The sequence below is a fragment of the Algoriphagus oliviformis genome, assembly GCF_017254915.1.
In the GTDB taxonomy this organism is placed as follows: domain Bacteria; phylum Bacteroidota; class Bacteroidia; order Cytophagales; family Cyclobacteriaceae; genus Algoriphagus; species Algoriphagus oliviformis.
The window spans coordinates 228,759-254,007 of sequence record NZ_JAFKCT010000004.1; the positions used below are offsets into that span (position 1 = coordinate 228,759).

The 25,249-nt window shown below is 53.0% G+C and carries 17 protein-coding genes; 7 read left to right on the forward strand and 10 right to left on the reverse strand.

From position 1 onward, the window contains the following. The first annotated feature begins 32 nt into the window (after window positions 1-32). From J0A68_RS11480 to J0A68_RS11490, 3 genes are read left to right on the forward strand one after another with little or no spacing between them, the layout of a single operon-like run. Window positions 33-395 carry a DUF2200 domain-containing protein gene (locus tag J0A68_RS11480; RefSeq protein ID WP_206578353.1) on the forward strand — a complete coding sequence of 121 codons (363 nt, stop codon included), beginning with the start codon at window positions 33-35 and terminating at the stop codon, window positions 393-395. Window positions 396-455: 60 nt separating this feature from the next. Beyond that, window positions 456-752 (forward strand): type II toxin-antitoxin system HigB family toxin, encoded by a 297-nt coding sequence (locus tag J0A68_RS11485; protein WP_206578354.1) that lies wholly within the window; start codon window positions 456-458, stop codon window positions 750-752. An 11-nt stretch (window positions 753-763) separates the two neighbouring features. After that, window positions 764-1,132 (forward strand): helix-turn-helix domain-containing protein, encoded by a 369-nt coding sequence (locus tag J0A68_RS11490; RefSeq protein WP_206578355.1) that lies wholly within the window; start codon window positions 764-766, stop codon window positions 1,130-1,132. 230 nt (window positions 1,133-1,362) lie between these two features. Here J0A68_RS11490 and J0A68_RS11495 read toward each other — a convergent pair whose 3' ends face one another. From J0A68_RS11495 to J0A68_RS11530, 8 genes are all read right to left on the reverse strand, one after another. Further along, window positions 1,363-2,397, reverse strand: a complete 1,035-nt coding sequence (locus tag J0A68_RS11495; protein WP_236025547.1) for an aldose epimerase family protein — start codon at window positions 2,395-2,397, stop codon at window positions 1,363-1,365. 248 nt (window positions 2,398-2,645) lie between these two features. Beyond that, window positions 2,646-4,013 (reverse strand): amidohydrolase family protein, encoded by a 1,368-nt coding sequence (locus tag J0A68_RS11500; RefSeq protein ID WP_206578357.1) that lies wholly within the window; start codon window positions 4,011-4,013, stop codon window positions 2,646-2,648. 320 nt (window positions 4,014-4,333) lie between these two features. After that, complete coding sequence (locus J0A68_RS11505; protein WP_236025548.1) at window positions 4,334-4,633, reverse strand: helix-turn-helix domain-containing protein; 300 nt, start codon at window positions 4,631-4,633, stop codon at window positions 4,334-4,336. After that, a complete protein-coding gene (locus J0A68_RS11510) occupies window positions 4,602-4,943 on the reverse strand; it encodes a type II toxin-antitoxin system RelE/ParE family toxin (protein WP_206578359.1) in 342 nt (113 codons plus the stop codon). The genes J0A68_RS11505 and J0A68_RS11510 overlap by 32 nt, the downstream gene beginning before the upstream one ends. Before the next feature lie 686 nt (window positions 4,944-5,629). Beyond that, the gene (gene gnd / locus J0A68_RS11515) at window positions 5,630-7,525 is read right to left on the reverse strand and encodes an NADP-dependent phosphogluconate dehydrogenase (RefSeq protein WP_206578360.1); all 1,896 of its coding nucleotides are present in this window, start codon (window positions 7,523-7,525) and stop codon (window positions 5,630-5,632) included. Window positions 7,526-7,592: 67 nt separating this feature from the next. After that, window positions 7,593-8,609: a ThuA domain-containing protein gene (locus J0A68_RS11520; RefSeq protein ID WP_206578361.1), complete on the reverse strand. Its 1,017-nt coding sequence runs from the start codon at window positions 8,607-8,609 to the stop codon at window positions 7,593-7,595. Between the two features lie 93 nt (window positions 8,610-8,702). Beyond that, window positions 8,703-9,572 carry a DUF808 domain-containing protein gene (locus J0A68_RS11525; protein ID WP_206578362.1) on the reverse strand — a complete coding sequence of 290 codons (870 nt, stop codon included), beginning with the start codon at window positions 9,570-9,572 and terminating at the stop codon, window positions 8,703-8,705. 294 nt (window positions 9,573-9,866) lie between these two features. Beyond that, complete coding sequence (locus tag J0A68_RS11530) at window positions 9,867-10,748, reverse strand: phytanoyl-CoA dioxygenase family protein (RefSeq protein ID WP_206578363.1); 882 nt, start codon at window positions 10,746-10,748, stop codon at window positions 9,867-9,869. A 218-nt stretch (window positions 10,749-10,966) separates the two neighbouring features. On the opposite strand from J0A68_RS11530, the gene J0A68_RS11535 reads away from it, so the two are divergent. Further along, the gene (locus J0A68_RS11535) at window positions 10,967-12,391 is read left to right on the forward strand and encodes a Gfo/Idh/MocA family protein (RefSeq protein WP_206578364.1); all 1,425 of its coding nucleotides are present in this window, start codon (window positions 10,967-10,969) and stop codon (window positions 12,389-12,391) included. 1,316 nt (window positions 12,392-13,707) lie between these two features. Here the strand turns inward: J0A68_RS11535 and J0A68_RS11540 are convergent. Then, entirely contained in the window at window positions 13,708-14,937 is a 1,230-nt protein-coding gene (locus tag J0A68_RS11540) for a M48 family metallopeptidase (protein ID WP_206578365.1), read from the reverse strand. Window positions 14,938-14,945: 8 nt separating this feature from the next. Continuing rightward, window positions 14,946-15,992: a PorP/SprF family type IX secretion system membrane protein gene (locus J0A68_RS11545; RefSeq protein WP_206578366.1), complete on the reverse strand. Its 1,047-nt coding sequence runs from the start codon at window positions 15,990-15,992 to the stop codon at window positions 14,946-14,948. Window positions 15,993-16,155: 163 nt separating this feature from the next. On the opposite strand from J0A68_RS11545, the gene J0A68_RS11550 reads away from it, so the two are divergent. The 3 genes from J0A68_RS11550 (at window position 16,156) to J0A68_RS11560 (ending at window position 25,186) form a co-directional block, all read left to right on the forward strand. Next, entirely contained in the window at window positions 16,156-21,588 is a 5,433-nt protein-coding gene (locus J0A68_RS11550) for a gliding motility-associated C-terminal domain-containing protein (RefSeq protein ID WP_317195106.1), read from the forward strand. Window positions 21,589-21,593: 5 nt separating this feature from the next. Further along, on the forward strand, window positions 21,594-22,346 hold the full coding sequence (gene yaaA, locus J0A68_RS11555) for a peroxide stress protein YaaA (RefSeq protein ID WP_206578368.1): 753 nt from the start codon (window positions 21,594-21,596) through the stop codon (window positions 22,344-22,346). Window positions 22,347-22,579: 233 nt separating this feature from the next. Further along, on the forward strand, window positions 22,580-25,186 hold the full coding sequence (locus tag J0A68_RS11560; RefSeq protein ID WP_206578369.1) for a T9SS type B sorting domain-containing protein: 2,607 nt from the start codon (window positions 22,580-22,582) through the stop codon (window positions 25,184-25,186). The last annotated feature ends 63 nt before the right edge of the window (window positions 25,187-25,249 follow it).

Below are 25,249 nucleotides of genomic sequence, written 5' to 3' on the forward strand. Positions count from 1 at the left end.
TCGATAATTTGAGCTTATCAAACCCAAGCACCATGAAGCCCAGTGATACCCACAATGAGAGGATGGCCTCGATGACTTTCTCCTCCGTCTATCCGCACTATGTGACCAAAGTGGAGAAAAAAGGCCGAAGCAAGGAAGAACTGCATGAGGTCATCACTTGGCTTACGGGTTTTGACGAAGAGAAGATCCATCAGCTGATCGCGGAAAAAGCCACCTTTGCGTCATTTTTTGGGCAAGCGCAACTCCATCCCAACGCACACCTGATCACAGGCATGATCTGCGGCTATCGCATCGAGGACATAGACAATCCCCTCACCCAGCAAGTCCGCTACCTCGACAAACTCGTTGACGAACTGGCCAAAGGCCGAAAGATGGAAAAGATCCTGAGGAGTTAGCAAAACAAAAGTTCTCTATTTGGGAATTTTTGATTTAGCTTTGTTCCCATATCGAGAACCATGAAGCGGATTATTGCGAAAAGTACTCTTCGCCAATTTTGGGAAAGACATCCTGATTCGGAGCAATACCTCAAAACCTGGTATGAAACCGCCATGAATTCCTATTGGAAGTCGCCAAGAGACGTAAAAAAAAGCTATGCAAACGCGAGTATCCTAAAAGACGGCCGGATCGTCTTCAATATCAGGGGCAATTCCTACCGGCTGATCGTGAAGTTCAATTTCGAGCACCAGGTCGCATTCATCCGGTTTATCGGAACCCACTCGGAATACAACCAAATTGACGCAAACAGCATTTAGAACAGGTCAGCATGAAATTAAAGCCTATAAAAACCGAAATGGACTACCAGGCAGCCCTGAGAAGGCTTGAGGAAATCTTTGATTCAAAACTGGGCACACCCGAAGGGGACGAGCTGGAAATATTGAGCTTGCTCGTGGACGATTACGAAAACAAACACTATCCTATCGAAGCTCCTGATCCTATTGAGGCAATCAAGATCCGAATGGAAGAGCTTGAGCTCAAGCAAGTCGATCTAATCCCCGAAATGGGGGGCAAAAGCAGGGTCTCGGAAGTACTCAGCCGCAAACGCAAATTGACCGTGGATATGATCAGAAAGCTAAATACGCGACTCAATCTGTCTCCTAACCTTCTGATTCAGGACTATGAATTAGTGCGATAAGAAACTTTTCCCCTCTCAAATCCATGTAAAAAGCCCTCCAAATGAAAATTTGGAGGGCTCTGTGTTTTATATATCATGGTTATCCGCTACTTCGCCGGTAGGCAGCCGTGACAATTCGAAAGAACGCTAAAATTGGGGCTTTGCCTTACTTCGGTCATCGGTCATCGGTCTTCCAGCCCGATTGTTATTGGAAATTCGTTTACTGGCAGAAAAGCGTATATACAGAAAAACTATTTCTCCACCGAAAATCTGTACTCGATGGTATGCTCATATTTTTCGCCGGGGTTCAGCACCGGGCTGGGGAAGTTGTCGTGATGGATGGCGTCAGGCCAGTTTTGGGACTCTAGGCAAAATCCCCAATGCTTGCCATAGGTCTTTCCCTCCGCTCCAGCAAAGCCCTCCAGGAAATTACCAGTATAGAACTGCACACCGACATTGTCCGAATACATGTCCATCACCCGGCCACTCTCAGGATGCCGCACCCGTACAAAATGGGTCATCTCATCTGAGGGCTCTCGTTTTATCACCATATTATGGTCAAACCCTCCCCCATTGGCCGCGATCTGCTCGCCGAGTATCTTTGGCGTACGGAAGTCGAATGGAGTTCCGGTCACGTCCTTGATCTCTCCGGTAGGGATCAGTTCCGCATCCACCGGCGTGTAGGCATCCGCCCAAAACTGGAACTCATGGTCTTGCACATCGCGCTTCATACCGCCCAGGTTGAAATAGGTGTGGTTGGTCAGGTTGAGGATGGTTTTTTGATCAGTTTCGCTTTCGAAGCGAATCCGCAGGGCATTGTCTGTGGTCAGTTCCATCCAAAGCGTGGTCTGCAGGTTGCCGGGATAGCCTTCCTCTCCGTCCACGCTCAGGTAGCTCATCTTTACGCCCACCACGGAGTCGTTGGTATAGGTCTCGGGAGTCCAGACTTTCTTGTTAAAGCCTTCGTTGCCGCCGTGGAGCGTGTTGTTTCCGTTGTTTTTGGCAAGTCCGTAGGTTTTGCCGTCGAGTTCAAACTTCGCCCCGCCGATCCGGTTGGCCACGCGACCAGCCGTCGCACCAAAAAACGGGTTGGCCTTAGTCAGGTATTCCTCTACCGTATCAAAGGTGAGGGCGATGTTTTCTTTGTTTCCGTTTTTGTCGGGGACGATGATCCGAGTGATTAGTCCACCGAAGTTTGACATTTCGACTTGCATGGTGCCGTTGTCCAGGATGTATTGGAAAACGGGCTGGCCGGCATGTTCGGCCACTTGTTCTGCTTTGATCATGAGGTTGACTTCTTCTTTAATAGGTTCTTGGGTTGGTTTTTGGGCACAGGAAAAAACTCCTGAAAGTGCGGCCGCTAGACCGAGAGTGGAAAGGTATTTCATTGGTTAAGGGTTGAAATGTGGTAAAGTGTCAAAGTTGAAAAGTGGCTTCTGGATTTGGGAGTGAGTATTCAAGAGACGCGAGATTGAAGATTCGCCAAGATTGGAAATTTACCTTCGTTTATCCGCAAATCCCAAATCAAAAAACCCTATTGCCTGCCGTATTTCTGGCGGATCTTTTCGAGCTGTTGGTTCAGCTCGTCCTGCGGGATCAGCTTTCCCTGGACCATGATCGCCTGGGGCTTTTGCATGGTCACCAAATCTTCCAGCGGATTCTTTTCCACCAGCACAAACTCAGCGGCAGCACCTGGCTTCAGCACGCCCCAATTCCCGCTTTCCTCAAAATAATCCGCACAGTTCACCGAACCGGTTTTCAGGATTTCATAATTGGACATGCCCGCCTTGGACATGGACTGGATCTCGCGATGGATGGAAAAGCCCGGCACGTTAAACACCTGCGGGGAATCCGAGCTCATGATCATCGGCACGCCTGCACGATGAAGATCGAGAAAAAGCTTTTGGCGAAACTCCAGATAGGGCTTCACCTTGGCTTCCGTAAGCACGCCATTTCCTTCCAGCTGGCTTTTTGTATTATACCACTGCGTCACCATGAGCCCAGGAAGGAAGGCCATCTCCGGCTGCTGCCGAAGCTCGTGGGCCGGCTGAAACCCAAAATAACGCTCAAAAAGCGTCATGGTCGGTGCGATCCAAGTTTTGCTCTCCAGGCAAAGCTGGATCAGTCCGGCAAGTTTGGCTTGATCCACTTGGCCGACCAAATTCATGTTGAAAGGACCGGAGACGGTGGGGTCGATCGTCGTCCCATCCGGCAACATGGCTTCGAGAAATCCGTCGATATGCTCCACCGAACGGTAGCCGTTTTTCACCGAAGTGACCAAGCCGACATCCAGGGAAACATGGCCTCCATAGTAAATCCCGACTTTTTTGGCTTCATCCGCTATCGCCAGAAATTTCGGCGTGTCCAGCCCCGGGTGCAGCTTTAGGTGATCGTATCCGGCGGCTTTTTGCTCCCGCACCATTTGCCGACCAGACTCGGGATCGGCGACCGAAGAGCCGTTGAGCGACGGGCCCGAGATGAACATCCGTGGGCCGGGCACTTCTCCTTTTTCCACTTTTTCCTTCAGCGCCAAATGCGACTCGTGCCCCAGCATGCTGCGAATCCGCAGGACGCCGTTGGCGAGGTAGAGCCAGAGCACCTCCTCCTGAAACTCCGGCCCAAACTGGTCCGGATTGGGCAGGTGGGCGTGAAACTCCGCCAAACCCGGAAACACATACATCCTTTGACCGTCCATCCTCTGGACACCGGACACGGAGATCTCCGCCTCAGGCGCGATCTGCACGATCATGCCATCCTTCACATAGATTGCATGATCTTCCAGGACCTTGTCATCCAGCATGGTGACCACGTTGACGTGATTGATGAGGAGCTCTTGGGAAAAGGCTGGCGCAAAAAAAAGGGCCAAAAAAGCCAGGGACAGCAGGAGTTTAAAAGTTTTCATGGGAGGCGCTTCGGGTTCGAAACTTAAGATCGTCCTTTCGGATTTTGAAACCAATCCGGGGGTGGATTTTATTTCCCACAGATTCTCACGGATTTCTCCACAGATTCACACGGAGCGAAGCCGAATGGGCCAAATCTGTGCTTGATCTGTGTCTTTTTTCTGTGTCAATCCGTGGGCTATTTTCTCCTATCTAGCAAGACTGCGTAAGACTCGATAGCTAATCTTAGCACCCCTCCCGCTCTGTGAGATAAAAGAACCGAAAATCAAAAAAGGGCTGGATCACTCCAGCCCTTCCGTTTGCAAAAAAAGCCATGAAAAGATCACAACTCCACGCTGATGTGAAGCTTGCCGCCTAGACCTTCCTCCACGATTTTTCTTAGCGTGGATATTCGCACATCGCTGACTGCCCGCTCGATTTTGGAAATATAGGTTCGCTTCACATTTAATCGATTGGCGAGTTGTTCTTGGGTCATATCGGCCTTTATTCTGGCATCTTTCACCAGTTCGGCGATCATATACGCTTGGGTCCTTTCTTCAAAGTCTTCGCGGGACGGAGAGCCCGGACTTCCGTACTTCTGGTCCAAATGTTCAGCGATTGTTTTTGGATAGCTTGTCTTCATAATATTCCTTTCTTATACGCTTAGCTTTGTCAAGTTCATTTTTAGGAGTCTTTTGGCTTTTCTTCTGAAACCCATTGAGCAAGATCACCAGCTTGCCTTCATCGAAGAAACAGAAGATCCTAAAGATATCACTCGCAACTTTTACCCGGATCTCATAGATTCCATCATCCAAGTGCTTAAAAAACTTCTCTGGAACCCGCTGGACGGTGATCACGATATTCAAGACGTAATCAATCTTTTCCTTGACCGAATCCTTCTGTTCGTCATAAAACTCCCAGAAATAGTCCCTGTAAACCTCGATGATCCGCATAGCTATTACAGCAAAAGTAACCAATTGGTTTCTTTAAAAATCTATTCCCCCATCATTTTGTACCCACATCAATACCAAACCCCTGCTTTCGAAAAGACGCAGAGGCAGGAGGTAAAATCTCGTCGAAGCCTTTGTGTTCTACGGCAAGATCAGCGCGAAGTGCAAAAAACGAGCCCAAACGTCCTTGGGTTTTGGCGAAAACTGAAAAACTCCCTTGACATCCCTTCGGCCAAAACTCCCCAAGTCACCTTCCAACGCGACAACCCTGGGGTTAAAACCCTAGGCTACCGAGCTGCCGCCCCAGTGGGGCTGTGAATCCGACCTCCCACTTTGGTGGGAAAGAAATGGATTTCCCAGATCGCCTCCTTTTTCTCTGCACTCTGTGGTAAAAAAGTAACCGCAAGGATTCTAGCCGCAAGTGCGCCATGGACGCAAAGAGGCTTCGCCTGCTCCTCCGGAAACCGTTTTTTCACCACAGAGAAAAAAGAGGAAAGGGAGATTTTTGATTTTGGACTTTGCGGCTCTCCGTCTCTGCGAGAAAAGAGCTCTCGCAAAGCCGCTGAGGCGCAAAGTTTTTCTCCCATTTCTCCGCGAACTCTGGGGTGAAAAAAAACCAGCTTCTGGAAAAGCAAGACAAAAAAAGGGCTGAGTTTCCCCAGCCCTTCGTAAATCAAAAATCTCAAATCTTAAATCCAGTTGGTGTGGTAAAACTTCCCACTTGCATCATCCTTGCGCTGATAGGTGTGCGCACCGAAGTAGTCACGCTGGGCCTGGATCACTGAGGCGGAAGATTCCGCCGTGATTCTACCCAAGAGGTAGTTGATCCCTGCGCTCATGACTGGCAAGGCAAAGCCATGAGTCAAGCCCAAACCAACCAATTCAGCCAGTGCTTTTCTACCTGAAATGACCTGCTCCTTCACTCCTGCCGTCTCGAAGAAGGACACGGAGTCGGAGTAGTTGGCAGAGATGTTTTCCATCAATCCGGAGCGGATGATACAGCCATTCGTCCAGATGCGGGAGATTTCGTTGAAATTGAGTTTCCAGTCTTTCGTGTCAGAAACGGTTTTCATCAGGCGGAAACCCACCTCATGGTTGATGATCCGAGCCAAAGAGTAGGCAGCTTTGATTTTTGGCAGCCAGGATTCCAGAGAATCTTCGACTTTTTGGAATTCGTGCTGGAAGGTCTTGGAGAAGGCGACGCGCATGGCTTTTTCCCCGGAAACTCCACGGGCATTCACGGATTCTGCCAGCGGGCTGTATGGAATCCCGTACTCCAAAGCGGTAGTCAATGACCAAGCGCCGGTTCCTTTTTGACCGGCTTGATCCAATATTTTATCGAGCAGCAGCGCTCCGTCTTCCTTGAAAAGCAACAAATCAGCGGTGATCTCCAGAAGGAAGGACTTCAGTTCTCCCTTGCCCCAATCGGCAAAAATCGCCGAAACCTGCTCAGCAGTGCAACCAAATCCAAAGCGCAGCAAGTGCGTCAGCTCCGCCAAAACCTGCATCTCTCCATACTCGATGGAGTTGTGCACCATCTTGATGAAGTGGCCCGAGCCTCCCGGCCCGACATAGGTCACGCAGGGCTTGCCGTCCTTGTCTTTGGCAGAGATCCTTCCTAGGAAATCCTCCACCATCGCATAGCCCTCGGCATTGCCGCCCGGCATGATGGATGGGCCTTTTCGGGCGCCTTCCTCACCTCCGGATACGCCCATGGGCAGGAAGTGCATGCCGACTTCCCTCAGTCTCTCGACTCTTCTTTCGGAGTCTTTGTAGAACGAGTTGCCGCCGTCGATGACCAGGTCGTCCTTTTCCAAGATCGGAATCAGGGCATCCAGCTGGGCATCGATAGCCGCGCCCGCAGGGATCATCATGAGGATACGACGTGGCTTTTCCAGCGAATCGACAAACTTCTGGAGGTCTTCGAACGCCGCGGTATTGGAAAACTCTGGGTTTTCGTCGACCACTTTCTGGGCGACGCCCTCTTCTTTTCCGGCTACATATCGGTTGTAAAGTGACACGGAAACGCCTTTTTCGGCCAGGTTGAGTGCCAGGCTTTTGCCCATGACACCCATTCCGATCACGCCCATTTGCATGTTCATAGGTTGAGTTTTTAGGTAGTGTAGGGACGCGTCGAGCAGCTGCTCCGGAGTCCCGGTGATATCCAAAAGATAGCCTGTCAGCGGTTTTTCCCAAAGGGCAATCTGCGAATCGAGCATTCCCGCCTTCATGAAGTGGTTTTGCCGGGCAGACATCCGCTCCCAGATCAGGTCACGGTCGCCAGTGAGGTGTATCCAGCGGATGCTTGGCGACACGGAGAGCATTTTCCGATAGGAATTTTTCAGTGCCGAGCAGGTCAAAACGGCGCCGCCGCTTTTCCCAGACTCCACCAGCTGATCGGCCATAGCCTGCAGCCAAGGAATGCGGTCTTCGTCGGTCAGGGGATGGCCCGCGCTCATCTTGGCGACGTTGGCCGCGGGATGAAACTGATCCGCATCGAAAAAGGGAAGGCCGAGCCGTTCGGCAAGTAGCGCCCCGAGGGTGGATTTACCCGTCCCCGATACGCCGGTGACAATGACAAGCATGGGGCGAAGTTAATTTATTTGCAGTCAACCGCACAGCGGAAAAACGAAATAGTCGGACTCGGACAGCTCATTTGAAATCCGCGACCTTCATCCCTTTTCTAAAGGTGTCAAAGCCAAACATCGTAGGCTCGTAGCTGCCGACGATAGCCACGTTCAGCTCAGGGCTGATGGTCTCGGGCATATCCAGCAGCCAAAACGACGCGTTGACGACCAGTCTTCTGAGATCCTCGCTTTGGAAGCCCAGGGAAGACCCCATAGTGGAAGCGAAGGCCATTCCCTGCTTGCCGCCCTCGATTTGGTATGGTTTGGTCCAGGCGATGGGCATCACGGACTTTTTCCACATCAGGGGAGCCTTGTCGTCCATCCCAGCGGTAGACTGTCCATAGATCAGGATTTCCGCCTCGGCGGGCAGGCCCTTGATGCCGTACACGTCCTCCGGCACCCAGATGTCATCCACACCGCGGAGTACGGGATGATCGTTCATTTGCGCTACGCCGTTGATCAGGGAGCGGGATCCCTCTTTGCCGTGTATGCCGTGGTGGTTGACCCAGGTTTCTCCAAAGATCCGCTTGCCAAAGCCCTGTTCCCAACCGGCCTCTTTTCCATTCCAAGACCACTTGGCATAGGGAGAAGTCTTGTCCTTTTGGTAGGCAAAAGCATGGGTCGAAGTGCGAAGACCAATGATCGGCTTGCCTGCCTTGAGGAAGTTTTCGATGTATTTCGTCTGCGCGTCTGGCAACTCGCGGAAGCGGATCAGTAGGATCATCAGATCGGCTGTTTCCAGGTGTTCCAGTCCGGGGATGTTGTTTTGGTAGTTGGGCACGATGTCCCCGCTGCTCGGTTCGATGGGAAAAAGTACCGTGGTCTTGAAGCCGTGATGCTCAGCGAGGATTTTGGCCAGCATGGGCATGGACTCCTCGGACCGGTATTCGTCGTCACCGGCCACCAGGACGATGTGTTTGCCCTTGCCTGGCCCGGCTTTGCCTTCGTATTGGAGAAAAGTTCGGCCGTTTTGCGCACAGGCCATGAGGCTAAAAGACGCCAGAATGAAACTGAAAATCAGGCTTTTGAAAAGGATTCGCATACAATATGTTGTTTTGACAGGGTTTATGTCCCAAAATTCCGGCCATCAAAATAGGCCTTTTGGACGAACAAGGCTCGGAAAATCCGGATTCGATTATTTTTTCTTGAAAATCTTTTTGACCGCAGACAGCAGAAGCAAGACTGCAAAGCCCACGACCAAGCCGATCAGGAACTCCTTCACGATCCCAGGCCAGGACTCCAGCAGGTGGTGGAAAAAGTCTATGTTGTGCGCGAAAATCCCCCCTGACACCAGCAGCAGGGCGATGGTCCCAATAAAGCCCAAGGCCCTGATCAACTTTGGCAAGGCATTGACCAGCAAGAGGCCTACTTTGTCGGAAAAGCTGTCTTCCTTCTCATTGAGCGCAATCAGCTTAGCCCCAAACTCGTCCATCCGAACGATCAACCCTACGATCCCATAGACACCCACGGTAGCTACCAATGCAATGATGGTGACGACTATGATCTGGGTGGACAACGGTTCGCCGACTACCGTACCCAAGGCTATGATGATAATCTCAACTGAAAGGATGAAATCCGTAGTGATGGCGGACTTGATTTTCTTTTTCTCCAATGCCAAAACCTCCTCTTCGGTGATGTTTTCGTCCACCTTCTCCGCCGACTCATGAGGATGGGGTACAAAGTATTCGTAAATCTTTTCGGCCCCCTCATAGGCCAGGTAGAGCCCGCCCAACACAAGAATGATGGTGACGGCCACCGGCAAAAATGCGCTCAGCAAGAAGGCAAAAGGCAATATGATCGCTTTGTTCAGCAGCGAGCCCTTGGTAATCGCCCATAGCACGGGCAGCTCCCGATCGGAGACAAAGCCCGAGGCTTTCTCCGCGTTCACCGCCAGGTCATCCCCCAAAATCCCGGCGGTCTTCTTTGCCGCCACTTTACTTATCACTGCCACATCGTCCATCAGTGTGGCGATATCATCCAACAGTGCAAAAAGTCCAGAAGCCATTCTTAGTTGTGGTTTTTGATTTACGATTTGCGAAGTAAAGGAAATCGAAAGGAATATACGATCTAAGAAGTACGATTTGCGAAGTACGCCCCGATAGTCATCGGGATACGGCGCTTCCGTCTTCGGTCTCCCATCCTCGATCTTTCAATACGAAATACGGACGGCTGAGTACGTTGGTGCCGATTTGTCGGGAATCGGCCGCGCTACTTTCCCTCCTTCCCACTTTGCCAGCTTCGGCGCTTCGTCTCACTACTTTACCACTTTACCACTCCAATTTTCCAATCTTCAAATTTTTCAATTTTCCAATCCTCCTTCGAAAACCAACGGGAAAAACTTCCCCTTCATCTTCTCGCCTTTTGGGATCACGGGCACTCCGGCCAGCAGGGGCTCGTCGGAATCGGACAGCGTACCGTCTGCAAAGACGTTGAGCACAAAGGCCTTCCTGGAATATCCGGAATCGTTTGCGAAACTTCCATGTACGAGAAGCGGGTGGTGAAAAGCGGCATGTCCGGCTTTCAGCGGGATCGGCACCGGCTTGAAACCGGCCTTTTGCTCGTCACTCATCATGGCCATCAGCCCGTCCATCTCACCGGCTAGGGCTGGCTTTTCCAGCAATCCCCAGCGATGGGAACCAGGTACATACTGCAGGCAGCCATTTTCCTCCGTAGCGTCATCCAGGCCACACCAGCAGGTCAGGTGCTGCATCTCCACGGTCCTAGTCCAATAGCTGTAGTCCTGATGCCAGGCGACATTCCCCCCGTGATGGGCAGGCTTGCAGAAAAGCTGATCGTGCCAAAACCGCACCGGCCTGTCTCCCAACAGCTGGCTCGCCGCCATCCGAAAAGCCGGATTCCAGATCACGTCGTGAAAGGCTTCCGCAATCCTCCAATGCCCCAGGGAGTGGAACAGCACCTTGTTGGGATCCCCGGACTCGTTGCTGTGAAACTCATGGAACAAATGGTGGAGCGGATGCGCCGGATCCATCACTTCGTCCAGGGCTTTTTTCAGCGCCTCGATCTGTTTTTCGTCCAGCAGTCTGACATCCGCCACATACCCATTCTCGTGGAAAAAGTCGATTTGGTCCTTGCTGAGGCGGTATTGCTTCCAATCCGCATCTGTCTTTGGCTGGGGAAAAAGCTCGGTGAGGGGATAGTGGAAGTCTGCCAGGTCTTTCATGGGTTTGTTTTCTTTTTGGAAGGAAAAAGATAGAGAAAGTTTGCCTCAGGGGAATCCTGTGCTTAAAAAAACGTCCCGATAACGTTTCCGTTGATTTTGCGATGCTTTGTGGTTAGTTTGGAAAAACATAGAACTACCTTGACGATGCAAATACCCCAATTTTCCAAAGTTCAACCCTGTAGGATCGATCCCGTCGATCCACCCAAAAAAACCGTCTCATGAATACCAATAGAAGAAGTTTTCTAAAGACCGGAGCCACTGCCGCCTTGGGACTTTCGGGACTTACGGTCATCTCGCCGTCAGTTCTGGGCAAGTCCATGGGCTATGTCGCTCCCTCCGACAAGGTTAACCTCGCCTGTGTGGGCATCGGCAACCGCGGCGCGGAGATCATCAAAGAACTGCACAAAACCGGGCTCTGCAATGTCGTCGCACTCTGCGACGTGGACATGGGAGCCAAGCAGACCCAAGACATCATCGGGATGTTTCCCAAGGCCAAACAATTCCAGGATTTCCGCAAGATGTTTGACCAGATCGGGAAGGAATTTGACGCCGTGAGCGTTGCCACTCCTGACTTTTCCCACTTCCCGGTGACGATGATGGCGCTGGCCGAGGGCAAGCACGTCTATGTGGAAAAACCCATGGCACGCACCTTCCGCGAAGTCGAGCTCATGATCGCCGCGGCAAAAAAACACCCCAAGCTGGCCACCCAAATGGGAAACCAGGGCCATTCCGAAGGCAATTATTTCCAGTTTAAGACCTGGAAGGAAGCCGGCGTCATCAAAGACGTGACGGCCATCACCGCACACATGAACAGCCGCAGACGTTGGCATGACTGGGATCCAAAGATCTCCTCCTATCCCGCCGCCGAGCCTGTTCCGTCCACGCTGGATTGGGATGTGTGGACAGCCCAGGCTGAGCCCCACGCCTTCAACAAAGATTATCACAACGGACAGTGGCGCTGCTGGTATGATTTCGGGATGGGCGCCTTGGGCGACTGGGGAGCACACATCATGGACACAGCCCATGAGTTTCTCGAGCTGGGCCTGCCCTACGAGGTGAACCCAACCAAGCTTTCGGGACACAATCCCTTCTTCTTCCCCATGTCCACCACGCTGGAGTTCAAGTTTCCTGAGCGGGGCGACATGCCTCCACTGACCATCACCTGGCAAGACGGCTTGGACAATATCCCCGCGGTGCCCGAGGGCTACGGCGTGTCCGAGCTCGACCCCAACATCCCGCCGCCAAGCAACGGCCAGATGCAGCCTGCCAAACTGAACCCCGGCAAGATCATCTACAGCAAAGACCTGATCTTCAAGGGAGGCTCCCACGGCAGCACGCTGTCCATCATCGGAGGACCGAAAGCCGAAGAGTGGAAATCCAAGCTGCCCGAGGTACCTGCAAGCCCATCCAACCACTTTGCCAACTTCCTCAAAGGCTGCAAGGGCGAAGAGCAAACCAGATCGCGTTTCGAAATCGCCGGGCCACTCAGCCAGGTGTTCTGCCTAGGCGTGTTGGCGCAGTGGACGGGATTAAAGCTGGAGTTTGACCGGGAGACCCGCCAGATCACCAACAATCCCATGGCCAACCAGATCCTCGCGGGCATGCCGCCGAGAAAGGGCTGGGAGGAGTTTTATAGAGTTTAGGGCCAAGAGCCAAGAAACAAGACTCTAGACACAAGTATCTAGAACAAGAAAGCCGACTGGAAGTGTTTCCGGTCGGCTTTTTGATTGCCTGCCTGCGCAAAGAAAAGCGGAGCTACGGAACTGAAGCGACTTTGCTCCCGTCAAGTACGTTGCTGCTGGAATTTTTCCGGTGATCTTTTTTACCACGGAGTGCACCGAGGAATAGGAGAAAAGCTTCGCGGCTTGGCGTCTCCGTGGTAAACCCAGCGCGAAGCGCATAAAATCTAGCCCAATCCTCAACCGGTTTTGGCGAGACCTGCACGACTCCATTGACCTCTTGTAGGCCAAAACTTCCGATATAGCATTCAACCCCATAACCTAGGGTTAAAACCCTAGGCTAAGCACCGGCCGCCCCGATGGGCTTCTGAATCTGTTCTTTTACCAAGGAGGAAAACAAAAAGCGGCTTTGGTCCGGGCCTTTGTCCCTCCTAATTCTCCCGCCCTCTGTGGTAAAAAATCCAATAAGAAAATTTGCGACTGCTCGGAGGAAAAGGAGAAAAACTCTGCGAAAACTTTGCGCCCTCGGCGTCTCCGTGGTAAACCCAGCGCGAAGCGCATAAAATCTAGCCCAATCCTCAACCGGTTTTGGCGAAACCTGATTGGCACCATTGACCTCTTGTAGGCCAAAACTTCAGAAATAGCATTCAACACGGTAACCTAGGGTTAAAACCCTAGGCTAGGCACCGGCCGCCCCGATGGGCTTCTGAATCTGTTCTTTTACCCAGGTGGAAAACAAAAAGCGGCTTTCGACCGGGCCTTTTCCCTCCTAATCCTCCCGCTCTCTGTGGTAAAAAATCCAAAAAGGAAAATTTGCCACTGCACAGAGGAATAGGAGAAAATCTCTGCGAAGCCTCCGCGTTCTCTGCGCCTTAGCGGTAGATGAAGCGCGAAGCGCAAAAACCTAGCCCAATCCTCAACCGGTTTTGGCGAAACCTGATTGGCACCATTAACCTCCCCTCGGCCAAAACTGCCCATCAAACATCCCAACCCCATAACCTAGGGTTAAAACCGTAGGCTATGCACCGGCCGCCCCGATGGGCTCTGAATCTGTTCTTTTACCCAGGTGGATAACAAAAAGCGGCTTTCGACCGGGCCTTTTCCCTCCTAATCCTCCCGCTCTCTGTGGTAAAAAATCCAACAAGAAAGTTTTGCCACGGAGCCAACAGCCATCAACTAGTGGCGTCTTCAAGTCTTTGTGGCAAAGCATCCAGACAGGACCTCACAAAATTTGTTTCGATGAGTCTAGGCGTAGCTTTTTCCTTAGTGCAAAAAAAGCCCTATTCCAATCGCTCCAAACGCTGCAAAAGCGGAGGATGGGAATAGTTCACAAAGACATACCAGGGATGGGGATTGATGTTGCTGAGGGTTTTGACCGAAAGGGTCTTCAGCGCCGCGGCCAGAGGAGCTCCGGCGAAGGTATCCTTGGCGTAGGCGTCCGCCTCAAACTCGTTTTTGCGGCTGAGCCAGTTCATCGCTACACCGAGCACTGTGGAGATGGGGGAAAAGAGCATCCCAAAGGCAATGAGGTTCAGCTGCACAGACCATTCGGCGCCACCCAGGGCGAGGCTCAGGCTTTCGCTGAAAACGAACTGGGCAAGCAAAAACAGCATCAGTCCGGTCTGCACTACCGAAATCACCAAGCCGAGCAGAATGTGTTTCTTTTTGAAATGTCCCACCTCATGGGCCAACACCGCCAGCAGCTCCTCGTCGGAGTGCTGCTCGACCAGTGTGTCGTAGAGGACGACCTTTTTCCTTTTGCCAAAGCCCGAGAAAAAAGCGTTGGCCTTGGCTGAGCGCTTGCTCCCGTCCATCACGAAAATATTGTCCAGGGGAAAGGCCACTGACTGGGCGTAGGCGAGGATTTTGTCCTTCAGCGCTCCATCTTCCAGCGGACTGAGCTTGTTGAATAGCGGCAAAATCCAGCTCGTGTAGAAGACGTTGACCACCACCATAAACAGTGCCGCCACGATCCAAAACACCCACCAGAAATCTTTGCCCATCCACTGGATCAGCCAGAGAAAAAGCCCCAGCAACGCTCCCCCAATGAGGATGAGCAGCACATAGCCTTTGGCTTTGTCCATGAAAAAGGTGCCTATGCTGGTCTTGTTGAAGCCGTATTTTTCCTCGATCACAAAAGTCGAGTAGTAGTCAAAAGGCAAGCTGATGATGTCCGAAGCGATAAAAATCACCGCGAAAAACAACAGAGAATGTAGCATGGGATTCGCCGTCCAAGTCCCAACCCAAAGATCGATGGCTCCAAACCAGCCATACCAGATCATTAAAACGCTCAGCGCAAATGAAATCAGCCCTGATACCAGTCCGAAGCGGTAGTTTTCGGTTTGGTAGGCCTTGGACTGCAGCAGCTTTTCCGCATCCAAATGGCCCTCAAGCGTGCGGGGGATCGGCGGGACAGGGCGCTTCACGTTGAGGTAGCTGAGGATTTTTCCCAACAAAAAACCAAACACCACCACCCCCAGCAAGAGGTACTTCAGAGACTCCGGATTCATAGGATTGCTTAGAATTTAGGACAAGGCAAGATGGTGTCCCGGCGGGAAGGCTTTCCCTGGTACTGGTTTGGCAGGGTCCAGGAGAGGCTGAGCTCATGCGCCCCGCCAGACTGGATTCCCAGCTGCGACACAGTGTAGTCAAAGCTGTAGCCGATATTCAATCCGCTCAGCAGATTGACGCCCACCATCATCACGATGGCGTCGCGGTTGCTCTGCTGCTCTACGGGCTTGTAGGGCAAGCCACGGTACCAAAGTCCAAAAACTATCGGCTCGATGGAAAAATAAGCCCCCACGTCCAGCTGCTCAAAAGGGCCTTGGCGCTTGTAGTTGACCGTCGGTGTGAGCGAGCGCTGCTTTCTCATGTGGGTAAAATCCCCGCGCATGCCTCCCTCAGCCAATGGTATCCGATAGCCAGCATGGAAGGAAAGCTTCATCGGAAGCGGACTCACGCCATCGATGAAGGATTGGTTGGGCTCGTTGACATGATGCGCGGAAAAGCCCGCCCAGAGGTTTTCGGTAAAGACCAAGCCTCCCACGGACAGGGAAAGCATGCCGATGGGGTCTCCCAATCCAGGAATGTCGGTGCCCGGCATGGTGGGGCCAAAGGGGTCATTGGGGTTGATCTGGTTGGCGAAGACCAGGTTTTCGTAGAAACCGATCTCGCGCCGAATGTAGCTGGCCTGAAATCCCGGCCGGAAGTAGGTATTGTCGCCCAGCTTCAGTTCGTAAGAATACATGGCCGAAATGGAAGTGGACCGCAGCTGGGCCGCGCCCTCGGTATCCTGCATCACATGGATGCCGATCCCGCTGTTGTAGTCAGGCAGGTAGGTGTCGTAGTAGGCGGAAAAAGTGGTGAACTGGGCATCGATGGAAGGCCACTGGTTTCGGTAGTTGAACCCGACCCTTCCCGTGAGTTCTCCGCCCGCCATTGCCGGATTCAGATAGAGCGGGGCTGCATAATACTGGCTATATTGCGGATCTTGGGCAAAGGCGCCGGTCGAAACAGACAGGCTTGCGATTACAAAAAAAACCAAGAGAAGCGGAGACCGTAACAAGGAATTGTTCGTTTATTTGATTACTCAGTTAGCTTTCAAACGATCCAGCCCAAGGCTTGTTTTGGAAAGCAGTTCGAAAAATATGAAAAGCAGCCCTATTTCCATAAGGTTCATTTTAATTTTTGCAAGTTTCATTTCCCTAAGCGTTTTCGGAATCAGCAGGTTGGGACACTCCCAAGGCTTCAATGAAAACGAGTGGATTTTTGGCAATTGCGATTCAGGCTCCAGCAGCTATTTGTCTTTTGGCAAGGGAAACAATGCCAACGTCCAAACACTTCCCAACAGCATCCTTTTGGGAAAAAACAATTCGGCTTTGGCCATAGATCCCATCACTGGACAGGTGCTATTCCAGACCAACGGAGAGCTGGTCTATGACTACAGTCAGCAGGTAATTCAGGGAGTAGGCTCGGGGTTGAACGGCAATTTCACCGGACACCAACAGGTGGCTACAGGCTTTCTGGAATATGATCCGGAGGGCGACAAGCTTTTCTACATCTTCTACATTTCTCCAGGCGGGCAGCTCCAGTACGCCGTGGTGGACATGAATGCCCAGGGACAGGCAACGGGCAATGAGCGCCCGCTGGGTGAAGTCACCGTGAAAGACCAGGTGATCGGTCCGGCTTCGGGTGCGGTTTTGGTGGTCAAAACCTCTGCCTCACCCTCCTATCTCATCAGCTTCAGCGGCGGCAACCTGATCTCAAACCAACTTCAGAGCACCCAGGGAAGCTTCAGCCAAACCGGCACCCAAGCTATCCCTTTCACCCCCAAAGCCATCATCTTTGACGAGGAAAACAGCCAACTCATCCTCATTCCGGAAAATGCCGGCGACGACATCCAAGTCGTGCCTTTCGACACCTCCTCGGGAAGTTTTGGCACTCCGACCCCCATCTCCGGATCGGGCGGCTCGGATGAAATCGGAGGCGCAGACTATTCTCCAGATGATTCCTACATCTATTTCTCTAGGGGCAACCAGCTCTTTCGAGTGCCTTCGGCAGATCTGGCCGCCACACCGGAGGAGGTCCCTCTGACGGCCGGACTCCACCAAGTCTACGATGTGAAGACTGGGCCAGACGGGCAGCTATATTACATCTACGAGGAAGTGGATGGAGGCCCGCAACTGATCGGGCGGGTGACCAATCCCGACGAAAGCGACCTTTCGCTTTTGAGCGTGGAAGAAGATCCTTTTGCCGGCACGGACTTTTGCGGCACCGTATTCCCGGTTTTTGCGCCCAATGCAGACATCTCCCCTACGGTGGACTTCACCTGGGATCCCGATGCTCCCTGCTCCAACAACCCCGTGCAGCTGACCAGTGTCATCACTCCCGAAAACTACCAGCCCGTCTCGTTCAATTGGGAGTTTTCGCCACCTTTGACCGATTCGGACGGCAACCCACTACCGGCCGACTATGCCCAAGAGCACTTTTTGATCCCCCAGGACGCAGCGCAGGGGACGAGCGTCTCGGTCACCTTGACCGTGGAATTTGCGGACGGGAGCACGCAGAATGTCAACAAGACCATTCCCCTGACGGAAAACAACCTCGAGGCTAACTTTTCACCCTCAGACACGACGCTCTGCATGAGCTGTATCGATCTGGAGCCACTCCTACAGGCCCAGTCCTCGGAGGGCGAACAGGGAGGTGAGGCTCCCGGTGCCGGAGGCGACAACTACGAATACTTCTGGTCCAACAAGCGGGATCGAGGCTGGATAGGAAAAGAGGCCAACGAAGTATGCCTCCCCGGACTCTATTGGGTATTGGTACGGGAACCCGGTTCCCAGTGCTATGCCTATGCCGAGATCCGTGTAAAAATCTGGGACCTCCCCGACCAATCGAACAACATCTGGTATTTTGGCGATGGAGCCGGACTGGACTTCAACCCTGATCCAAACGACTCTACAGCACCGACACCGCGCCCCATTGCGCAGCGCCATCCCCAAAACATCCCTGCCGGAACGACCACCATTTCCGACCAGGCAGGCCAAGTGCTCTTCTTCACCGACGGGCAATCGGTGTGGGATCTCAATGGAAACCTGATGGAAAACGGAGACGATATCGGCGGCAGCAACACCTCCAGCCAATCCGTGATCGCCGTGGGCGTACCGCAGCAGCCCACGCTCTTCTACCTCTTCACCACGCAGGCCTCAGCAGGCGGGACGAACAGTGTCAGCTTCTCCATGGTGGACATCAAGTCCGAAAACACAACCGGAGTGGGCAATGTGGTCACCAAAAACAATTTCCTCTTCAGTCCCTCCACGGAACATTCGGCGGCTTTTTCCAGTGGAGACACCACCTGGGTCATGTACCATGAGCTGGGCAACAACACGTTTCGGGCCTACCCGGTCTCTGGTCAGGGCATAGGACAGCCAGTGATGAGCTCGGTGGGAAGCAGCCACGGCTTCAACTCGGGAGTCGGGGCGATGAAGTTCAGCCCAGACGGCACCAAGCTCGCCGTGACCATTTCTGAGGGAGGTTGCAACAAAACGGAAATCTTTGAATTTGACCAGCAAACGGGCAAACTGACCGAATATGCCCGCCTGGATCTAGGCTGCGACGGGGATATCTATGGGCTGGAATTCTCGGAAAGCTCTGACCGCATTTTGGTCTCCTACCGCAATGGAGGGCCTGGAGTCGAAGAATTCAACATCAAAGCCGTGGACAACGACGACCCCAACGCAGGCGCCTGCCCCTCCTGCTTTGGCTCCGCCACGACTCGGGCGCAGCGCGAAGCCTGTATCCTCTCCACGCGAAAAACAGTAGGAGGAACCTCCGGACTGAATCTCGGCGCGCTGCAAATCGCCTCGGATGGGCAGATCTACGTGGCCGTAGTCGGAGACAACCGCATTGGCCAGATCCAGGTCGGCACGGGCTGCACCGGCTCCAGTACTTTCAACCAAGACGCCGTCGAGCCCATGCCGGGCACGTCGAACCTCGGCCTTCCTTCCTTTGTCCAAAACTCCGGAAGCTCCATACCCGAACCGGCCCTTTCCATGCCTCCGCGCCTTTGTCTGGATCCCGAGCTGGGAGCTGGAGCCCTGCTGGAAGGAGGGGGAGAGCCCGACATCGATTCATACTTCTGGACTATCACCCATGAGGATGGCACGGTGGTGCGCTCGGACTATGGCGGCCCCGGAGACCAGTTTCAGACCCTGGACCAGATCTTCAACACGCCAGGCGTCTACACCGTAGAGCTGCGGGTGGACCGATGTGGAGATCCAGACTACTTCACCGCCGAGGGGGAAATCGAAGTGGTAGCGCCGCCTGCCCTGACCTTGGCTTCAGACGCGACACTCTGTGCCGGAAACCCTGTCACCCTCACAGCAATCGATGGATATGATCCCGCGGAAGGGCTGTACGACTTCCAGTGGACCAATGCCGCCGGCCAAGTCTTTGGAGATGAAAACTCCAACTCCATAGAAGTCACCGAGGAAAGCATCTACACGGTACAGGTGAGTTTTCGCCTGCCCGACGGACTGGGCGACGACGAGGCTCTGCTCTTTGAGACCTGTCCGGCTACGGCTGAGGTTTTTGTGGGGCCGGCTTTTGAATTTGATCTCGACCAAACCGCCACGGAAGTCTGCTATGAGGAGACCTCTGTCACCTTTGCACCGAACACCCCAATCTCGGGAGAGTGGTACTACGAGCTCAATGGCAGCGGCGTACGTGAGCCTTTGGGAGAGTTTTTCGAGCTGGAACTTTGGATCCCTACCCTCCCAGGCCCCGGACAATACGAAATCATCTTTGTGACTCAGGATCCCATCCTGGAAGGATGTACCGTGGAGAAAAAAGTCGATCTCTTGGTCAATGAGCTCCCGGTGCTTACTGCTGCCCAAACCAACCCCGCGACGGACTGTACGACGGCAGACGGCTCTTTCGACATCAACCTTCAGTCTGATGCGTCTGAGGTTCGAGTGCCCGAGTTGAGCTTGACCTTTTCAAATCAATCCGCCGGAAGCACCATCCCTGTCACCAACCTTTTGCCTGGAGTCTACACCATTGAGGCAGAAAATTCAAGCGGATGCTTTTACTCCGCCTCCGTCACCGTGGAAAACCAAAACCCTCCTGCGCCCTACCAGTTTTCTGCCACAGCCACCGACGAAACCTGTTCTGCCACCGGGGTGGAGCCCGGGAAGATCACCATCTCTTTCCTCAACGGCAACGCCCAAACAGGCACCTACACCGCCGTACGCCAAGGAGACGGGCAGACGTTCACAGGTCCATTGCCCAGCCTCGCGACCTTTGACGTCGACTTGCCTTTTGGGGAGTATCTGATCGAGGTCGCCGATGCTTCCGGCTGTGCGATTCCAGACCCTACGCTTTACTCCGTGGCACAGAAGCTTCAGGTGATTTTCTCCGTGCCTACCCAAGTCACGGCCTGCGAAAGTTTCACCTTTGCTCCTACGGGTCCTAATGCGCTGACCTATCTGGTAACGGATGGCTCTGGGGCCACTGTCAGTCCAGATGCCTCAGGTGAGTTTACGCTCACACAGTCCGGACTGTACACAGTCAGAGGGGAAGATCCAAACGGGGTCGACTGCCCTCGCGAGTTACAAATGCAAGTATCGCTCACCCAGCCCATAGACTTTGAACTTTCGGAGCCCATAGTCGATTGCCAAACGGGCGTCCGCTACGAGGCGATCCTCAACAATGTTGCCGCCTCGGATGTGGTATTCATCTGGAAGGATGACCTGGGTGTGATCGTGGGAAGAAGGCAAACCTTCGTGCCCAGTCGGGACGGGGACTACACGCTGGAAGTACAGCCTGCCTCAGGAGGTCTTTGCCCCAGCACGCCGATCTCCTTTACGGCGGAGGTGCTTGGCGAGGCGATCTCCGTGAATTTGGATGTCATCCCTTTCTGCGTGGACCAAACCAGCACCACCATCACGGTAGAAGCAGACATGGAGCGGGTAGCCAACATCGAATGGTATCTGGTATCTGGGGGCACCCGCACGAGACAATTCCAATGGGACGACCTCCCTATCATCGAAGTATCGGCGGAAGGCACCTATGAGGCGCTGCTACGCAGTGAATATGGCTGCGAACTGGGACGGGCCAACGCCGTGGTCGCCAAGTCGACAATCATCCCTCCAGTAGTCCCCACGGAATTGACCATCTGCGCCATCGAAGGGGTCACTACCAGCATTGCCCCGGGAGACTACGACAACTACAGCTGGCTGCTGGATGGACAGGAAGTCTCCCAAGACGCGATCTTCACCCCGACTCTACCGGGAACGTATGAACTGCGAGTCTCCGACAATCTGGGTTGTGAGTACGTGGCGTCTTTTGTAGTCCAGGAGGACTGTCGCCTCCTGATCACCTACCCCAACGGGGTAGTCCTCGGCGATCCCAGCCGCAACTTCATCCTCTATGCCAACGACTTCATCGACGATGTCGAGGTCTTTATCTTCAACCGTTGGGGAGAACTGATCTTCTACTGCGAGCACGAAAACCTGGAGCCGCGCCAGCCTTTCTGCCCTTGGGACGGGATAGTCAACGGAAAATTTGTCCCCAACGGAACATATGCGGTCGTTGTGAAGTTTTCTTCCCGCGCCCAAAACATCACCATCAAAGAAACCAGGGCGATTACCATCATCCAATAGCATCTATGCTGATTCTCATTTCCCCAGCCAAATCCCTAGACTACAGCGTTCCTGAATTCAAGGACTATACCCTTCCCGATTTCACCTCAGACATCAAAGCGCTGGTGGGGGTGATGAAAAAAAAATCCGCCAAGGAGATCTCCGAACTGATGCATGTGAGCGACAATCTCGGCGTACTCAACGAGCAGCGCTATAAAACGTTCCAGAAGGACTTCAACACCGAAAACTCCAAGCAGGCCCTCCTCGCTTTCAATGGAGACGTCTACACCAAGATCGACGTGGACCACTACAGCCCCGAGGATTTCGCCTTTGCCCAAAAGCACCTCAGGATACTCTCAGGCCTCTACGGCCTGCTGAAGCCCCTCGACCTGATCCAGCCCTATCGATTGGAAATGGGCACGTCCCTAGTCACCAAAAAAGGCAAGAACCTCTACGAATACTGGGACAAAAAAATCGCCAAGGCCATCAACGAAGCCGCCTCAGGCATGCCGGTGGTCAATCTCGCCTCCCAGGAATATTTCAAAGCTGTACACCAAAAAACCCTCAAGTCTCCGGTGGTAAACATCCATTTCAAGGAGCACAAAAACGGCAGCTATCAGATCATCGGCATTTTTGCGAAGCAGGCTCGGGGCATGATGACCAATTTTGCCATCACCCAAAGACTGGAAAATCCGCAGGACCTGAAGGCCTTCAACCTGGAAGGATATGAGTTTTCGGCCCCGATGAGTACCGACACAGACTGGGTTTTTATTAGGTAGAAATACAAAATCATCCCGTACCCGGATGATTTTGGCAAAGAATTGGAGGTTGGCATCGGCTTGAGAGTTACCTTTGCATGAAATCCACTTTCTCTCCTAAATCATTGATAAAAAATCAGTTTCGAATTAGGAGGGCTGGGGTTCCACTAGTATGGGCGAGCCTTCTCCTCTTGCTTGTGGCTACCAGCGGAAGTTCCGAATCTCTCCCAGTCCCCTTAGAACTCCTATCGCCGATGAGAGCCGAACCCCAATTGGTCGGTCCTGACAAGCTATGCATTGTATTTGGCGGAGTGGTGGGAACATTCAGCGCAGGAGGGGATGACGTGGACGTATATGACTGGGTTGTCACCGACCAGTCTTCCGGCGAGGTGATTTTTGAAAAAACCGGAGGGGCCCAGCTGGAAACAATACAGGTGGTCTTCTCCGCAGTGGGGACCTACGATGTCCAGCTGAAAGTAAGGCGAGGCACAAACGCGGACTATTATCAAGGAAATCTCCAAGTGACCGTGCAGCAGGGGCCCGCACTGGCCCTGCTTGCAGACTACCTCCTCTGCGCCGGAGGCCCCGCAGTCTTGACCGCTCTCCATCCCGACACTCCCAATTTTTCGGACTTTATCATTACCTGGAAAGACATCGAAGGCAACGTCATTGGGACTGGCAACCAGTACCTGGCTTATGGCGAAGGCTATCACCTGGTGGAGATCTACCAAACGCAAGCATCCGGAGAAGCCTCCTGCCTGATAACGGGCTCTGCTTTTGTGGCTCCACCGGTTGACTTCCATCTCACCCCCTCTACCCTGTCTATATGCGAAGGCCAGGCTATCCATGTAGATGTGGACACGCCTATCACGGGCGAATGGTTTGTCCAAAAAGGATACGACGGAGCAAGGACTCCGCTGGGACCAGGATTTGAAATCGATGTCAGCTCATCTTCCCTGACCGATCCGGGACTCTACTTCATCACTTTTCAGACCAAGTCCCAGCGATTTCCAGATTGCCTCTCGGAAAGGATGGTCGGCTTTGAGCTCGTCGAATCTCCGGACATTGCTGTCACAATCGTGAACGCTCCCAACAGCTGCGAATTTGAGTCGGGAGCTATCCAAATCAACGTCAATTCTGACATTGACAACCTGCACATCCCTGAACTGGGTATCGATACCGGCCCCATGCAAGACGGCGACCAACTGAATTTCGACGATTTGGAGGCAAGTGTCTATACGCTAAAATCCACAAAAAGCGGCTGCGAGACCACCCAAATGTCCGTCCTTCAATCAACCGACCCTTCTGGTCCTGGCGGTACCGCGGCGCAACAAACCGAAATCACGGTGGAGCCAGAATCTTGTACAGATTCAGGATTGCTGGCCGGAAAAGTCAACCTAATTTTTGACTCCGAAATCTCCGGCGGAACGTATCGAATCCTGGCAACGGGCAAAGGGGAAGTCAGGTCAGATGCAATTCCCGACAGCCGGGAAGCTACCTTTGACCTTGGAGGCGGCAATTATCTTTTGGAGGTCGTCGTGGACGGCTGCAATTTTTCCGTGAAAGACTTTACGGTCGGAAGGTCTGCCAGTGCAAACTTTACCGTTCCCACGGACTATAACATCTGCGAAACCTTTTCCTTCAGTCCAGAGACCAACCAAAACCTCAGGTTTACCCTCACCCATCCAGATGGGAGCACTCAGGTCAAATTGACCGGCGAAACCTTCTCCCTGACGGAAGAAGGGACGTACACGATCATCGGGGAAAGCAATGACCCCAGCATCGTGCTATGTCCCAAGCAGGTTTCTTTCAGCACTACCTACTCGTCCAGCATTTCATTTTCCCCGGTTTTGTCGATTGAAAAGTGCTTTGACCCGATACGCTATCAGCTAGACTTGCAGGGAATATCCCCGGATGATGCCAGTATTCGATGGTACAACGACCAGGGGGAGATCGTAGGTCGGGGGCAGGAGTTTTATCCGCCTGGCGTCGGCTTCTACTCCTTGCTGGTGCAGCCGCTGAAGAGCGGCTTTTGCCCCGTGACCCCGGTGGAGTTTGAAGTAGTCAACCCCGTCACGTCGGTACCTATGGAGCTGGCCGCGGACAAAATCTGCCCTCAGCCGGAGTATGCCTCGGTGAGGCTGACGACCAACGAATCCGAAGTCAGCGACACGGAATGGATCTTCTATGACTTGCAGGACAACCGCGAGGAGCTCAATGCTTTTGACGACTTGTTTGAAATCGAGGTTGTCGCTCCCGGAACCTATGAAGTAGTGGCCTACAACAAGCTAGGCTGCGAAATCGGCAGAAACCTGATCGCAGTCGAGGAAAGCATGCTACTCAGCGTCCCTTCCCTAGAAGACCGATATGGAGTATGTTCCGAGGGAAAGACGGGGCCGACTTTGACCCCAGGCGACTATGCTGAATACTATTGGTACTGGGAAGGAGCACTGGTCTCGACGGATGCTTCCTTTGTCCCAAAGGAGATCGGCAGCTATACCCTGGACGTGGTATCGCAAGATGGATGTGCCTTTTCCGCCTCTTTTGAAACTTTTGATGCTTGCGACTTTGAGTACGTATTCCCCAACGCGATGACCCTCGGTGACCCTAGCCGCAGCTTTGAAGTCAGGGTCAGCGAAGGAGTCTCCGAGGCGGAGCTCCACATCATCAATAGACAGGGGGCTCTGGTCCATGTGGCTAAGACACAGGAAATCCCTGTAGGCGATCCCATCCTACACTGGGACGGCACGAGCAATGGCAAGTATATTACGCCTGGTACGTACGTGGTGATCGTGATAGTCCGAAACCCCGCTTTCCAGTTTGAGAAAAAAATCACAAGCTCGCTTCTGGTGCTGCAATAGGCGATTTCCGTTCACGGAATAATTTAAAATACGGGAAAGCAAAATCCTTTTTTTTTTCTATTT

Bases quoted from the DNA above. Each gene is read 5' to 3' on its own strand.
- J0A68_RS11495 (WP_236025547.1), bottom strand. From the start codon at position 2,397: ATGATCAAAGCAGAACAAGTGGCCGAACATGCCGGCCAGCCCGTTTTC.
- J0A68_RS11540 (WP_206578365.1), bottom strand. From the start codon at position 14,937: ATGAATCCGGAGTCTCTGAAGTACCTCTTGCTGGGGGTGGTGGTGTTT.
- J0A68_RS11530 (WP_206578363.1), bottom strand. From the start codon at position 10,748: ATGAAAGACCTGGCAGACTTCCACTATCCCCTCACCGAGCTTTTTCCC.
- J0A68_RS11480 (WP_206578353.1), top strand. From the start codon at position 33: ATGAAGCCCAGTGATACCCACAATGAGAGGATGGCCTCGATGACTTTC.
- J0A68_RS11510 (WP_206578359.1), bottom strand. From the start codon at position 4,943: ATGCGGATCATCGAGGTTTACAGGGACTATTTCTGGGAGTTTTATGAC.
- J0A68_RS11485 (WP_206578354.1), top strand. From the start codon at position 456: ATGAAGCGGATTATTGCGAAAAGTACTCTTCGCCAATTTTGGGAAAGA.
- J0A68_RS11505 (WP_236025548.1), bottom strand. From the start codon at position 4,633: ATGAAGACAAGCTATCCAAAAACAATCGCTGAACATTTGGACCAGAAG.
- J0A68_RS11525 (WP_206578362.1), bottom strand. From the start codon at position 9,572: ATGGCTTCTGGACTTTTTGCACTGTTGGATGATATCGCCACACTGATG.
- J0A68_RS11520 (WP_206578361.1), bottom strand. From the start codon at position 8,609: ATGCGAATCCTTTTCAAAAGCCTGATTTTCAGTTTCATTCTGGCGTCT.
- yaaA (WP_206578368.1), top strand. From the start codon at position 21,594: ATGCTGATTCTCATTTCCCCAGCCAAATCCCTAGACTACAGCGTTCCT.
- J0A68_RS11535 (WP_206578364.1), top strand. From the start codon at position 10,967: ATGAATACCAATAGAAGAAGTTTTCTAAAGACCGGAGCCACTGCCGCC.
- gnd (WP_206578360.1), bottom strand. From the start codon at position 7,525: ATGCTTGTCATTGTCACCGGCGTATCGGGGACGGGTAAATCCACCCTC.
- J0A68_RS11490 (WP_206578355.1), top strand. From the start codon at position 764: ATGAAATTAAAGCCTATAAAAACCGAAATGGACTACCAGGCAGCCCTG.
- J0A68_RS11560 (WP_206578369.1), top strand. From the start codon at position 22,580: ATGAGAGCCGAACCCCAATTGGTCGGTCCTGACAAGCTATGCATTGTA.
- J0A68_RS11500 (WP_206578357.1), bottom strand. From the start codon at position 4,013: ATGAAAACTTTTAAACTCCTGCTGTCCCTGGCTTTTTTGGCCCTTTTT.